11 protein-coding genes are annotated in these 15,030 nt (G+C 39.6%); 2 read left to right on the top strand and 9 right to left on the bottom strand.

What is annotated here, in order from left to right:
• Nucleotides 1-11: 11 nt before the first annotated feature.
• The 9 genes from WQ54_RS24770 to WQ54_RS24730 all read right to left on the bottom strand — a co-directional run bounded on the left by WQ54_RS24770 (nt 12) and on the right by WQ54_RS24730 (nt 12,597).
• The gene (locus WQ54_RS24770) at nt 12-1,757 is read right to left on the bottom strand and encodes a ribonuclease YeeF family protein (RefSeq protein ID WP_052737960.1); all 1,746 of its coding nucleotides are present in this window, start codon (nt 1,755-1,757) and stop codon (nt 12-14) included.
• Between the two features lie 103 nt (nt 1,758-1,860).
• On the bottom strand, nt 1,861-2,124 hold the full coding sequence (locus tag WQ54_RS24765; RefSeq protein WP_046588343.1) for a YwqI/YxiC family protein: 264 nt from the start codon (nt 2,122-2,124) through the stop codon (nt 1,861-1,863).
• Complete coding sequence (locus tag WQ54_RS24760; RefSeq protein WP_231597643.1) at nt 2,124-2,555, bottom strand: DUF5082 family protein; 432 nt, start codon at nt 2,553-2,555, stop codon at nt 2,124-2,126. The genes WQ54_RS24765 and WQ54_RS24760 overlap by 1 nt, the downstream gene beginning before the upstream one ends.
• Nucleotides 2,556-2,568: 13 nt before the next feature.
• Nucleotides 2,569-3,075 (bottom strand): type VII secretion protein EssA, encoded by a 507-nt coding sequence (essA, locus tag WQ54_RS24755; RefSeq protein ID WP_046588338.1) that lies wholly within the window; start codon nt 3,073-3,075, stop codon nt 2,569-2,571.
• Nucleotides 3,065-6,106, bottom strand: a complete 3,042-nt coding sequence (gene esaA / locus WQ54_RS24750; RefSeq protein ID WP_046588337.1) for a type VII secretion protein EsaA — start codon at nt 6,104-6,106, stop codon at nt 3,065-3,067. Before esaA ends, essA begins: the two co-directional genes overlap by 11 nt.
• Nucleotides 6,103-10,578: a type VII secretion protein EssC gene (gene essC, locus WQ54_RS24745; RefSeq protein WP_046588336.1), complete on the bottom strand. Its 4,476-nt coding sequence runs from the start codon at nt 10,576-10,578 to the stop codon at nt 6,103-6,105. The genes esaA and essC overlap by 4 nt, the downstream gene beginning before the upstream one ends.
• 71 nt (nt 10,579-10,649) lie before the next feature.
• Nucleotides 10,650-11,984 carry a type VII secretion protein EssB gene (gene essB, locus WQ54_RS24740; protein ID WP_046588335.1) on the bottom strand — a complete coding sequence of 445 codons (1,335 nt, stop codon included), beginning with the start codon at nt 11,982-11,984 and terminating at the stop codon, nt 10,650-10,652.
• Nucleotides 11,985-11,998: 14 nt separating this feature from the next.
• Nucleotides 11,999-12,238 (bottom strand): EsaB/YukD family protein, encoded by a 240-nt coding sequence (locus tag WQ54_RS24735; protein ID WP_046588689.1) that lies wholly within the window; start codon nt 12,236-12,238, stop codon nt 11,999-12,001.
• A 65-nt stretch (nt 12,239-12,303) separates the two neighbouring features.
• Nucleotides 12,304-12,597 (bottom strand): WXG100 family type VII secretion target, encoded by a 294-nt coding sequence (locus WQ54_RS24730; RefSeq protein WP_046588331.1) that lies wholly within the window; start codon nt 12,595-12,597, stop codon nt 12,304-12,306.
• 506 nt (nt 12,598-13,103) lie between these two features.
• On the opposite strand from WQ54_RS24730, the gene WQ54_RS24725 reads away from it, so the two are divergent.
• Both WQ54_RS24725 and WQ54_RS24720 read left to right on the top strand, forming a co-directional pair.
• Entirely contained in the window at nt 13,104-13,550 is a 447-nt protein-coding gene (locus WQ54_RS24725; RefSeq protein ID WP_052737959.1) for an N-acetyltransferase, read from the top strand.
• 102 nt (nt 13,551-13,652) lie between these two features.
• Entirely contained in the window at nt 13,653-14,942 is a 1,290-nt protein-coding gene (locus WQ54_RS24720) for an MFS transporter (protein WP_156178134.1), read from the top strand.
• The last annotated feature ends 88 nt before the right edge of the window (nt 14,943-15,030 follow it).

Here is a 15,030-nt window from a genome sequence, read left to right as displayed (position 1 = left end):
ATTATTTCTCTTCACTTTTTCATTTTAGCATTAAATGCATATTCTTGAAGCCAATCAGACCAAATAGGAGGTAATTCAAATGAATCTCCTGGAGTTGTGGGGTCGACGATTTTCGGTGCAGTTCCTCCTTGATTAAGTGGATTTTTCTTATATCCTAACTGAGGAATAGCTTCATCCTTAATAAATTCATCCATCCAATCTGGTATATCAAATGATACAATATGGCCCCCTGGACGCTTTTCCTTTAAAAAGTACTCAGCATGTTCCATATTTCCTGTACTCACGTTAATCGATGTTTGGGAGGTTGTGATTGTTCCATCTTCTTTTACTGTAATGATTTCTCTACTTCTTTGGTTTCCAGTTCCTCCCTGTACACGGTAGTATGTAACTCCTCCATTAGTACTTCCCTGATTTACATCCTTTATTTTTTCATTTACCGCTACTGTATGAGTATCTGTTCTTTTCGGCACCTGATAAACTGCATTCCCCTTCTGCAACTTACTTATATAATAAGCACCGCCTCCAACAGCCAGTAACCCTAACGCCTGATAAAGACTATTCTGCTTTTGCTCCTCGGTCAGCTCATTCCCAAACATGTCCTTCCCTGTGAGATACTCACTGAATCCATTGGCAGATACTAACCCGTAAATGCCCATTTCCGCTTTTTCAAGAGTGGAGAAGGTGTTGGCGGTTCTGTAGACGTCCAATGCCTGATCAGCGGCGTGCATGCCCTTAGCTGTTCGGTAGATGGCTGTTCCGCCTTTGGCGATGCGCCCTGCCCAGCCGACGATTGGGATGAAGCCTGCGGCTGCCATGGCGCCCGCTGCGACACGCTGGCCTGTGGTTAGTTTTTCGCCTGTGACGGGGTCAACTCCTTCTGAGGCTCGTATGTAATCGTAGTAGCCTGTTATTTCGCCTGTGAAGGTTTTGATTCCATCCCATGTTTTTTCGTACCATGGGCGGTTTTCGAGCTCCTCCTGGCGTTTTAGCTCTTCTCTCCATTTTTCCTGTTCGTCTTTGAATGAAAGGTATTCACTTGTTTGTTTTTCGGCTTGTTCTTTCAGTTGATAAACTTCACTGGATTTGTAGGCTTCTGCGTTGAAATGGATCGGTTGGATGGTGCTGCCTTGGCGGGATGCTTCCATTAGCTGTCCGAAGAGTGCAACCACATACTGTTCATCCCCCTCTGAAAGGAAGTATTCAGATTTTAGGTCACTGTCCAGCTTTTCAACGGCGTCAACGGTGTCTTTACGGTCTTTTTCTGCCTTCTCCATATGGTCCTCGAATCGGTCTTTTGAAAAAGCATCGAGGGAGATGAGGTCGTCAATTCGGGTGAAAATCCTTATCAGCTCATCCTGTTGGCTTGAGACCATTTCTTTATGAATTCTTGCATGATGGGTAAGTTCGTCCTCTAAAAACGGAACATGGACAATCGTATCTCCTGACAGCTCCACATCCTCGGTTGTGCCTGCGATGCCGCGGAAAAAGGCAATGTTTCGATCAATCAAGCGAAGCCAGGCATCCACTACATCGATTTGGGCCAAGTAGAAGCCTTTAATCGCGTCGGCTCCCTTTCCTTGCAGGTGATCGTTCAGGTTGACGATATCATTAAATTGATTTTTGATTTCCTCAAGCTTTTCCCGTAAGTCTGTATAGCTCTTGGCCCTTTCTTCCATTGAATCTACTAATGATTTTACTTCATATACTTTCACGGTCACCATCTGCCTTTCCTTTAGTTTCGCTCCTTCTTGCGCCATTGAAAAAGAGACTGCCTCTACAGGGTCTGACCCTTGATTTGAGACAGCCTCTTCTCGATTAGGTATGGCTTGGGTAGTAATGTATATGGCAAAACAGTCTCTGCTATCTAGTTATCGCTTCATCCTGCTCTTTTAATGAGCGGACGTTTGCTTTTGTATCTTCCACATTTTTCTCAACAACTTCCACATACTCATTAATGAGCTGATGAATTCTTGCTTCACGTTCAAGCCAATAGGCGGTAAAATCCAGCTTGTTTTGCCCGAGGCTGCCAGCTTGCGGCGGAGCAATCTTTACATTAGCTAATGCTGACTTTACCTCATCTAATTCCTTCATAACTGCTTCGTAATTAAGTTTGATCGTCACCATTATAATAACCGCCTTTTCAGATCGCTAATTCTGCTTGCAAGCTCATCAACAGCATCTTCGCCTTTGTCAACGAGCTGTCCTGCCTCATAGGCAAGAGCCTTTGTAACATTTAAGACACTTTGTTCAATTTCTAAGCTATTGATCTTGCTTTCTATTAAACGTTGATAGCTGGAATAATCAATTTGTCCAATTCTTTGCATGATTGTATAGGCATCCTCGCGCTCACGATCAAAATTGTCAGCTCTTTTTCCTGTCCATTCTTTTCCTAAATCCGGCTGTTTTATTTTTTTTATTTCCTGAAGCAATAGGTCTTGCTCCCGGTTTATATCATTTTTTGCTTGGGTCAATCTTTGAATCTTTTCTTCAAGATCATTCGATTGTGATGAAATGCTCCTTTGAATCGAATACAGCATGTCTGATAAACTCATCATCTTCACCTCTCTACTAAAATTGAGGATTTTTTGCTTTGTTCTGGGAGGTTCCCCATACAAACAAGACAACAATTAACAACAAACTACAAACACCAACTAATGCCCAAATGAAAATCGTTAAAGATAGATTGGAAGAAGAAGATTCATCTTCTTCCGCTAGATTCAAAGCTTTTTCTCCTACATTTGTAAACAGCTGCAATTCAAGTGCCTTCGCTTTGATCGTATTGTTGTCACTTGTCTCACTTAAAAACAAGCTTGATTTCACGATGTCATCCTGAGACTGCTTTTCCCGTTCAAAGGTTAGATCCTTTACCTCTTCAGGTATATTTGAGCGTTTGTTCGTTAATGATTCATCGTGAAGCAATTCATTATTTTTTTTAAATTGATTTTCCTGATAATCATTTGGAACAAGCTCTTCAATTTTCGTTGTATCTGCATGGACAGGATTTACAGCTAAAAGGTGATAACCAATTATGATCAGCAAAAGCAATGAAACAAGTAAAGCTTGCTTATGCTGCATGGGTTTCTGATCCTTTTTTCTCATCATTTAATCTTGATTTGCCTATAAAGTATTCAAGTCCAATCAACACTGCTAAAATCAGGCTTAGAACCACAACTGCTTGTGTAAATAATGACTCAGTGCCGTATTGAATAGACATATAAACATGTGACATTGGGTCTGTAAAGCTAAAGTTTGGTGTTGTTAAGGCAAGTAATGGCGTGACATAAAAAATCACCAATCCTACTGTTACAAACAACCCTATTAAATGATGGGCAGTAAATGAAATGCGTACTAAGGCTGAACCAGCTGCCAGGAGCAGGATCGTATAGACGGTCCATTCAACCGCACTTTCCTCTCGTAATGGATAAATATCAAGGCCATACAAGCTTATAACAAAGCCGACAATAAGGTTTAATAGAACAAACAAAATGGCCTGAATCCATAACGGAGGCTGTTGGAAATAATAGCTTGTATAGCCAATTAGCAGGCTCGATATAAGCACGATAAACAACACAACTACCGGCGGAATATTTTTTACCGTTTCACTTTCAGTTTCCTCAGGAATATCGCCGCTGACCTTTAATGGATTTGTCAAGAAATCATAGACATAACCATTTTGTTGACCATCGACAAAGGTATTGCCTAGAACACTAAATACATCATCGCGAATCAGCTCCGTTGAAGCCACATTTGATGCCCATTTATTGTTTAATTTATCTGCGTCTACTTGAACATCATTTACTCTTAATTGAAGCTCACCCGTGTATTCTACGATGCTGCTTTGACTTTCACCTATAGAATCCATCCATGTGTGAATCGAGTCCATTTGCTCACTAATTCTTTCTGTACCTGAAACCATTTCCTGACCTTCAACAGGGGTGGTTGGTTCAACAACCGTAAGCATTTGCTCCGGCTTTTGAATTTGATTAAGCACCGTTGTTGCTTCTTGCTGAATGCCATTCAGGCTTTCAAGCAGCTTCGCTTGCTGCTCATCAACGGTTTTTCGGTAATTTGCCATGAATACGGTAAAGCCATCTTCCATTGTGTTTAACGCATCCTGGGTCGTTGGTATATCTTTACCCAATTGCTTCCAGCCTGATTCCTCTTCACTTGTAATTTCAACAATTTTATTTGCTTCTTTCTTAAACTCTTCATTCCCAAGAACAGCGTTCATTGCAGTGTTTTCAGCCAGCATGCTGTCCAATGTTTCCTTGTAGCGGCCTAAGTAAGAGAAGTAATACATCATGTCGAGAAGATCCTTGTTTTTTATTTCCTTGGAAAAGATGCCTGTTAAAACGTCTTTTCTTGTTGCAGAAAGTGCTTCAGAAGAAAGGATTGATTGTTCCATTTTCTCGATCTCGTCTTTGATGTTTGCTTCGTAGTCTTTGTATAAGCTTAATTCGGTATCAAGTTTTTTATTCGTTTCTTCCAATTGACTAATAGCCGTTTCTAATTGTGCTTTCTCTTCTTCAAGTTTAGTAATTTCGTCTACTTTTTTGCTTAGCTCTGTTTCAAGATTTGATTTTTCTTTATTTAAATTTTCAAGATCCTTAAGTAATTGCTTTACTGTATCTTCTAATGGATTATTTCCAGTTTCCTTCTCACCTAATGTCTTTTCGACTTCGACAATGCGCTTATCAAGATTTGTTATATCTTCTACCGCTTTAATGACTGCATCTGGCGGCAGTTCTTCAACATTGAGCGAGTCTTTTATTCTATTCATTTCAGTTGAGATCCTTTTAAGCTCATCTCTTTCAGATGTTAAGTCTACAAATGGCTCTTTCGGATCTTCAGCTTTATTGGGATTCCCATTTTCTTCTCCAGGATTCTCCTCTTTTGGGGTTTCTGCACTATCATTATTTGTTTCATCGTTATTATCCTCGGTATTTGAAACAATACCCTGATCATCCGGTTTACCTGGTTCTTCAACAGGTTCTTCCGGCTCCTCCCCTACACTGAGCTTGTCGCTATAAATGGCAAGCTGGCCTTCTGCATCATTTAGCAGGTTTGTATCCTTTAACTGCTGATAAAACTCGAGAATCTTTTTTTGCAGGGAGTAGAACTCATTTACTTGTCTAGCTACCTGGCTATACCTTTGTTCCTCTAGTTGACTAAATACCTGTTGATTGTTATCCATTCGCTGGTCGAGCTGTGTCATGCTTTCTAAAAACTTCTCGCCCTCGTCATTAAACAGGCTTTGTGATTTTACAAACATCGGCTGTTGATTTTCAGTTGCTTGATTAACCGATTTGATTGACTCTGCCTGAATCTCAGCGAGCAGGGATTGTTGTTTTTCTTGATATTCCTTATATTGCTTAACAAACTCCACAAAGGTTGTTAAGTCTTTGGCATAGGCTTCCACCGTTGCCTTTTGATCCGGGGCACTTTCGCCAATCTGCTCAATTGATTCTTGAATGTTTGTGAGCATGGCTTTTTGATCATCAATCTGTCCTGCCAAGTTTTTTGAGCTTGGCTTATAAAAAGCTGTCATTGTTTCTTGGAAGGAAACTTCCTTTTCAAGAATTTCATCAAACTCCTGGCGGATATGCTCCATATCGGCTGAGACGTAATTCCAATATAGGGATGAAATCTTTCGGTTGATTTGCTTTGTTGCCTTTTCAAGTTCAACTAAAACTTTTTCTTTATTAACTGCATTCAACTGGCTTTGTACTTTATATTGGAGATTCGTTTTTACTGGTTTTTCCTCATCATACGTCATGATATTTTCCGAAAAGTCTGATGGTAAATATACAATGGCGTCGTATTTTAAATTGCTCAAACCATTTTCCCCTGCACTTCTGCCGACAACCGTCCATTCATAAGAAGAGTTTTCACCCAGGATTGCTGCAACATCCTGACCAAATTGAATCTGTTCATCGCCTTCCTGTGTTCCGATATCCTCATTGATAATAGCAATAGACTTTGTTGCATTTTCCGTTTTCACGACTTGCAACGGGTTGTCACCGATTGACCGGAAGAAAAGAAGGGGTGTGATGATAATCATAATAATGACGAGTATAAGCTTAAATATGCTTGCTTTTTCTGTCATATGCGTACCTTCCTTTCAACATTTGCAAGCGGAATCTGAATTTTTTGCTCTTTTCCATTTTCCACATAATAACCAAAGCCCGGCTGGATCTCTGCTTCCTTACGATCATAGGTAAGAGTAAATAAAGTTTGTTCAGATTTTTTCATTAAAATAACCGCTTGTCTGATTTGTTTGATTTCAGTTGTTAATGGGTCATAGCCCTTTGTTAATTCATTATTTGAGCCGGATACGACCATGTTAAAGCCAAGGTGGCTATAACTTTTCATATAGCGGACGATCCGATCTTGAGTCGGATTATCTAAGCTTTGCAAGAAGCGAGAATAGCCATCAACGATGAATAGAACCGGAGAGAATTGCGGCAATTGTTCGCCTCTCTGAATTTGCTGATGGTACGCTTCCTCTCGTTGAATAAAGAGTGTTTCCAAATGATCCAACCATGAAATGACATGGTCTTTTCCTTCAAGGTAAACTAAATTCTCTTCTCCGATAAATGATGATAATCCCCGATCAATTGAATCAAAAATTGCGATGTGTTCGATATCCTGTTCAATTGCTGTTTGAATCAGCACCTTAAGCGAGTTTGTTTTGCCTTTTTGAGCTTGGCCGAGCACCATGCAATGCTTTGTCTTTAAGAAGTTTATATAAACTGGTGTAACATTTTCTTCATCAAGTCCAATTGGCAGCATGCCATTCTGCTTGTCAATATAAGCAGCAAAATTGCTAAGCGTAAGCTCTATAGGCAGCATTGGCACTGGAGCAGGCTTCTTCGCCATTGCATACATATCCTTCAGGTTTTGTACTTCTTCCTTCAGGTTTGTCATTTGTTCAAAGTCATCTTTTCCATTTGTCGGAAGATAGACCTGGGCAAAGTAGGCCGTATCCTTTTTCACAATAGCCCTTCCCGGCATTGCTTCTGGTGTAAATGGCAATCTTCCGAGTATCGTATAGGCTTCCGAAGAATCCATTAAATAGTGAACAATTTTTGTTTTTAAATTGTTCATTAATGATTGACGAACTGAATTGATTCGCGTAGCCGTTAGGATCATGTAAATACCCAGAGACTGACCATCACGGGCAAACTGGTTAAACTGCTGCTCAAGATCAAGCATCTCCTCTTTAACAAGGTCAAAATTATCAATGACAACAAACACTAACGGCAACGGCTCATCACTTAAAGCATTATACATTTTAATAGAGCTTACCTCTTGCTTTTGGAAAAGCTGTTTCCTTCTTGCTACTTCATCACGTAAAATCCCCATAAATTTTTCAATTTTCCGCTCTTGATCAAGCAAGAAATAATCAGCGGTATGTGGAAGCTGCTTAAGCGGCAGCAGACCGCCATTTCCAAAATCCATTAAATAATAATGAGCTTCCTCTGGAGTAAATTGCTTTGCCATTCCTAGTAAAAGAGTAAGAATTGTTTGTGTTTTACCATAACCAGAGGAACCAAAGATTCCAATGTTACCGTCCTCAATAACCTCATACATATATGGTGATTGACTTTGCTTTTCAGGTTCATCAATCATCGCAAAGACAATACTTGATGGATCTCTTTGGACAAGATCCATTCCATCGCGATAGAGTCGTCCTGAAAGCGGAGGCAGCCATGGGCTTGAAAGCTTCTCAATCTCCAGATCACGCTGAAGTTGCTCAATTTTATCGACAATCACGTCAATTTCACTTTCATTATCCTTCTGCTTTTGATCTAATGCAGACACTTCTGATAAAGGAATTAACCCCAGGTCTGTTACAATCGCTATTTCGTCCTCCATATCATAGTTATCTTCTTCATGATATGGGGCACCGCTCCATGCGGATTGGAATAGCTCATAGACCTCATTGTTTCCAACCTGTAAGTATCCTCGTCCAGTAACCGTGATGGAGGCAGCATCGCCATTTTTTAGGATCTCACGGCTGTCCTCTGTGTTTTGCACCTTCAATGCGACACGGAAACGGGCATTACTCCAAATTTGGTTATCAATAACGCCTCCAGGCTTTTGGGTAGCAAGAATGAGATGAACCCCAAGGCTTCGGCCAATACGGGCCGCACTAACTAACTCGCGAATAAAATCCGGCTCTTCGGTCTTGAGCTCCGCAAACTCATCAGAAATAAGAAACAAATGCGGCAGAGGATCCTCTGCTTTTCCTTGCTTAAATAGCTTCGTATAGTCATTAATATGTGTAACGCTATAATGGTCAAATAAACGCTGACGCCGTTTCAACTCACTTTTAATCGAAGCTAGTGCACGCAAGCTGAAATTTTTGCTTCCTTCAATATTAGTAATCGTTCCTAATAAATGCGGCATGTTTTTAAAGGGTTGGGCCATGCCTCCGCCCTTATAATCAATTAATAAAAACGCAACTTCATGCGGATGGAAGTGAACAGCAAGAGAAAGGATATATGTCTGTAAAAATTCACTTTTCCCTGATCCTGTCGTACCTGCCAATAAGCCATGCGGACCGTGGGCTTTTTCATGCAAATTCAGTTCAACCGTTTCTTCCTTTCCTTTTAAACCGATTGGCACTGCCAGTGATTTTGCTGACTCTCTTGTCAGCCAATTTTGCTTAATCGGAAGCTCATCAACGCTCTTTACATTCATCATTTCAAGAAATGATACAGCTTCAGGAATCGAGTTTGTCATCCCAATTTGATGATCAAGAGTCCTGAGCATGCGGGCGTAATTCTCATTTGTGTCCCTGCTATGTAAATCAAGCTGAAACGGGATTTGAACCGCCTTTTTCTGTTGAATTAAAATATCACCTTGACCGTCATTGATATAGCGGACAAGGGTATGGATATTATCTGATAAACTTTCCTTAGCTTCTGCAGCAAAAATAACAGAGATGCCAAGATGCTTATGGTTACCCTCTAAATATTCTAAAATGACATGATCTGATATCAAGTGGTGGTTTGTAATGACAAAGACATAATGCGGTGTAAAACGCAGTTTTTCTTTGTCTTCCTCCTGATCACGTTCCCTGATCATTTCATATAAGGAATAAAGCAATTGGTCCCTCGTTTTTTCATTGTAGATAAATCCTTTTGCAAAGGAATTTGGCAATTGAAAATGCGGTAACCACTTCAGCCATTCCCAGCCATTGTACTCATGTTCATCAAAGATAAACACGAACCGCAAATCATGGTAGCTATGAAAAAACGCAAGCTGACCAATTAATTGGTGTAATTCATTTTTTAACACAGCGTCTTTCCCAATGAGCCCGATGGCTCCTTCCGAAAGATTGGCCGTAATCGGCAGGTTTTTCAAATGCTTATAGGCTCTCTCAAGCTTTTGCGATTCTTCAAGAAGCTCATCCATTTCTCTGTTTGACATATCGGATGAAGAGGAAGAAATCGTATAGCTCGCTCGAACTGTTCCAAACCCGAGTCGAAATTGAAGAAAGTCCGGACTTTCGAGGGTTCTTTCCCAAAGACGGTCAGATAGTTCAGCAGTTAAATACTTCATTCTCTCAAAAGATGGATAGTGAAAGGTCAAAACCTCTCTCTGTTTTTCGGCAAGCGTCTGCAACTCCTGTCTTTTCGAATCTAAATACTGTGTATAGATGCGTTTGCGCCGTTCCTTTGATTTCTTTTGCTGCCCCCGATCTTTAAAATATTGAACCGTAGAAGTGACCAATGTTGTCATAAACATGACCAATGAGACAATAATAAAAATCCCTCTTGGAACAAGAATGGCTACAAGCCCCATGACAATCAACATAATCAGCGGAGGCATAATGATCAGCCATAGGCTTCGGTTAGAGCCTTCTGAATCCTGAGACGGAAAGGAGAACTGCACCTTCTCATCAGGCAGATCATATACCATTCTTGGTGTACGGCGGTATACAGGGTATTTCTTTTGCATTTCGGATTGAGGCTTCATCGTTTCCAAAAGCTCTGTCTTATATTCTAGCAGGCTATTAACCTGAATCAGATCTTCTTCTAGTAATTTAATCATCATGGTCGGCCAAAACAGCTGGTCCCCTATCTCTAATTTTGCTGCTTGCTCCAATCGCTGGCCATTTCGATAAATTGTTTCCGTTTCATCAAAAACTATTTCCCAGCGGTTATCCTGCTTGTACAGCGTAAAAGAGTCTTGCTTCCATGATGCTTCAACAGCCTTTTGAAAGGCTGCCTTTTCCTGTGTTGTTGAAAAGGCGACCTCACTCTTGTTTCCAAGATAATACGTTTTTGCTGACAGAAAAGAGTCAGTAACCATCAATGTGATCGGTTCTTTGCCACAGCTGGTCTCGTATTGTGTATGCCAGACAAGCTGTTCAGCATGTTCCTCGGCTTGGTAAAGCCAGTATGAGTCATTCCTATATTTCACTTTCAGTGGTTTTTGCGCGGAAGGTGCCTGTTGAATGGTGATGGTATGCTGCCAATCACCTCCAATGGTTACCTCCTGCTTTTGATTTGTTTTTAATGTTACATACTGATAAGAGTCACGATAAAAAACCCATAAAATTGGCATAGTATCACCACCTGCACTCGTTCAATTTAGCCTTAAACTACTCTCATTTAAAGGCGTATAAAAGCTTCTCTTTATTGCGGAGATTTTTCTCCCTGACCATTTGTCGTTGTTGTTTGCTTAGTTTGATTCACAGCCTTTTGAGCGTCAGTATTAGCTGGCGCACTTGCTCCCTCCGTTTGCCCCTGCGGCTTTTCTTGAGCTTGCTCAGAGGTTGTCTCTTGCTCTTCTTCTTTGCTAATTAGACCTGCCTCTTTCAATTCTGCTGTATATTCTTTTATTTCTCCGTCAATTTCAGCTAAAAGCTGTTGCCTTTCATCCGTATTTAACTCATCATCTGCTTTCACTTGTTCTTTATATTTTAAAAGCCCGTACATAATCAATTGCCGGTCTTCAAGATATCGTGCGATATCAAGGGCTTCCTCGGCATTACCCCGTCCGATATGGATCCAATATTTAAAATAGAGCGGATCAGACTGTAACGACACAGTATTTCGTATGACCTCTTTTTGATCTTCTGCTAGCGATTCGTTGATAATATAGGATAAAGATAATTCATATTGCGTGACTTTAGGCATCTCATCAAGCTCATATGGCTGTAAAACTGTCACAACTTCACTAAACTCATTATTTAAGAACTTTTCCTGTGCATAAATAAAGCTTTCCTGCTTTGGCTGAAGGAAAAATAAAGAATAAAGGGAATAAACCAGTGCCGGGATTAAGCATAGAGTGACACCATATAAAACATAGCGATTTAATTTCCATGTTTTCTTATTCACTGTCATTAATAGGGACTTCTCTTCATTTATCTGCTGAATCCGCTCTTCAATGATTCCCAATAATTCATCAAGGCTTTGTGCTCCAAATACGCGTTTTGTAAAATCTGAAAGCTTAAGTGTTTCATAGTGGTTTACGTATTGTTGAAAGGAATATTGATTATCTGTAATTGCCGCAACCGTTGCTTTAGCCTCTTTTAATAGATTTTCAGAATTTTTTTCATATGGTGGAAGACTTTCTTTTACCCCAAAATGAAGAAAGTATGGATTAAGCCCTTGGTCAAGGACAATATTCTCAGGACATACAATGAGATGAATTCTTGTTAAGGAATGGAGCTCAGCCTGTTGAACGATTTTATAAGAAATCATCAGGCGATCTCTTTCCTCCGCTTGCTCCATACGAGGAAGAAGGGTGAATGTGTTAGGGATTGTATGAAGAATGGATAATTCATCATCCATCATGGTAATTTCCTTTTTTATTTTCGGGTTGATCTCTTTTAAAAAAGAAATTTCGGCAGGATTATCCAATTTTATTCTTTCAATTTGAAAGGTAAACGCGATGGTTTGCTTATCAGTTTTTATACTCGTTTCTAATTTTTCTTCTAAGTATGAGCGATCGTTTTGTGATGACATTCCCACTAACTCCTTCATAGTATTTCAATTCGATCTCCAGTTGTAATGCCAACATCTATTAACCGTTCACTTCCTTGAACGATTTTATGCTTATTAATGACTCGTATCCAAGCCCCTTCTTTTGGTAGCTCACTAACTTTCTTTGCCTGCCAAACGATATCGACCATTTTTTTGACAGTATGGTAGTTTGATAGCCGCAAATCGAAGCTATCCTTTTGATAGTTTTTTAAATCAATTGTAACTTCTATGTACACCTCATTCACCTCATAAGGAAGGAGCGCCATCTATGTAAAAGAGCGCTCCCTTATCTCTTAAATGATTATCCTCTGATTTGGCTTGCGATTTGTTGATCAGCATCTTCAAGTGCTTTCGCTGTGCTGTTCAATTGAGTAGAAATATCATCAAGCAATTGCTGCATTTGAATGAAAGAAGGTCTTAATGATTGATATTGCTCGCTGAATGCTCTGCTTGATTCACCTTCCCACATGCCTTCTAGCTCTCTAATCATTGTATCAAGACGAGAAACTTGCTCTCCTACTTGGCTGCTTTCACTTGAATAACGGTTTGACATACTAACTAGCTCTGCTGGGGTAACGCGAATAATTCCAGACATTTCATTCTCTCCCTATCATTTTGTTATTTGGTAATCATCTATATTAATTGTGAGTACCCTTTACATGTTTTCTCTATTAAAATCTCTCAATATTGAGTGACCAACAAAAAATTTCCTCTACATATAAATGGAAAATAATTAAAAACATTCTCTTTTTCCTATATTATACCAATAACATATTTAACCAAATAAATATAGAATAAAACTAAAATTGTCATGAAAAAACAAACTTTTTCCCTATCCGACACATTTGTCCACAGGAAATTTTACACAATAACCAAAAGTTGTTTTTAAGCCATTTGAACTATTTTAATTAGAATATTTTTTAACACTTAGGCATAAAACCCTAACAATTTCTTTTTGCTAGGCAGCCTAGTACAGGTCAGTGCTATTAATAAGCATCTTACACGTTTTACCTAGTTTCTCCATACAATATGTTTACAGCTTTTATATCCTTTGAAAAGGTGATGGAAATGTCTAGATTAATCATAAGAAGGGCTAGCATAATGGAGACAAACGAATTATTAAAAATGACGGTAAATGTGATGAAGGAAAGCTCAATGGGCTTTGTGGAAAACAGTGAAAGTGGCTTTCATGCCTTTATTCCGCTCTTAAATGGGGGCTCCTATTATCTTGTTTCACTTGAAGGTAAGATGCTTTTAGGCTGGGCCTTAATAGGTCCTGACTTTAATCCCTTAAACACTGTTAAGACAGGATCGATCTCTTCTCTTTATGTATTCCCTGCATATAGGCAAAAAGGAATTGGCAAAAAACTCATGCAAGCTGCTCTTAATGACTTTAAAAATCAAGGATACAAAAAAGTCCTCTTAAATGTTTTCAGTGGCAATCCCGCAAAACATTTATATGAACAACTTGGCTTTCGTGACGTTTCAACGGTAATGGAAACAGAATTATTAGAAGAAGTAAGTCTTGAAGACAGGTATATGACCTAAGGATGATTAATAATGTAAACTAGGAGTTAATTTTTTAAATTTTCGGTTAGATAGGCTATTTTTCTTGTAAAATATAAGAAACGGGTGACTTTAGGAGGGGTTTTGATGAGGCGTTTCACGAAAGAGGAAAATAGCTGGATTTTTTATGATTGGGCAAGTTCAGCCTATTCGATTATTATTTCAACCGCCGTATTTCCGCTATTTTATAAAGCAGCTGCAACCAATGCAGGAGTCAGTTCTGCAGATTCGACCGCCTATTTAGGCTACACCATTGCCATCGCAACCTTTATTTTGGCTATACTTGGTCCAATCTTAGGGACCCTTGCCGATTATCAAGGATATAAAAAGCGATTTTTTATATTCTTCGTAGCTTTAGGGGTAATCTTTACAGGATTATTGGCCTTTATTCCTAGTAACCAGTGGTTGCTTTTACTCATCTGTTATACAGTCGCAGCAATTGGTTCAGCAGGCGCCAATGTGTTTTATGATGCATTTTTAGTTGACGTTGCCACAGATAACCGAATGAACCGTGTTTCAGCCCGCGGCTTCAGCTTTGGATATATCGGCAGCACCATTCCGTTTATTATCAGCATTGCGATCATTATTTTGGCGCAAAGTGAGATCATCCCTGTTTCTACTACTGCAGCAAGTAAGATTGCCTTCATCATAACAGCTCTATGGTGGGCAGGATTTACTATCCCTCTCTTGAAGAATGTCCATCAACGATTTTACATTAAACGTGAGCCAAGCCCAATTGTAAACAGCTTCCGGCGTTTAGGAAAAACCTTCATGGAAATCCGTAAGTATCGGGCACTATTTTTATTCCTGCTTGCTTATTTTTTCTATATTGATGGAGTTGGAACGATTATTACAATGTCGACAGCTTATGGAACGGATTTGGGGATCAGTTCTACAAATCTATTGATCATTTTATTTGTCACGCAGGTTGTTGCTGCACCATTTTCCATTCTTTACGGCCGGCTGGCTGAAAAATTCACAGGCAAGAAAATGCTGTATGTTGGCATTATCATCTATATGATCGTTTGCGTTTATGCGTATTTTCTGGAGACAACCCTAGACTTTTGGATTTTAGCAATGCTTGTGGCCACCTCTCAAGGAGGAATTCAAGCATTGAGCAGATCGTATTTCGCAAAGCTGGTTCCAAAGGAAAACGCAAATGAGTTCTTTGGCTTCTATACGATATTCGGCAAATTTGCGTCAATTATGGGCCCGCTTTTAGTCGGGGTAACTGCACAGCTTACTGGAGATACAAATAGCGGCGTTTTCAGTTTAGTGATTTTATTTATCATTGGTTTTCTTATTCTTTCTCGAGTACCTGAACCACAGACCGCCTTACCTGTTTCGATTGAAAAAACACCTTATCAGTCATAAAACTTGAATGTTTCATAATAAGAAGGAGCCAGTTATCTTTTAACCGGCTCCTTTCAGCATCATAACTTAATTACTTATTTATCTTATA

The sequence above is a fragment of the Bacillus sp. SA1-12 genome (assembly GCF_000981385.1).
Lineage (GTDB): Bacteria > Bacillota > Bacilli > Bacillales > Bacillaceae > Metabacillus.
This window is presented reverse-complemented; position numbering and strand designations above follow the sequence as displayed.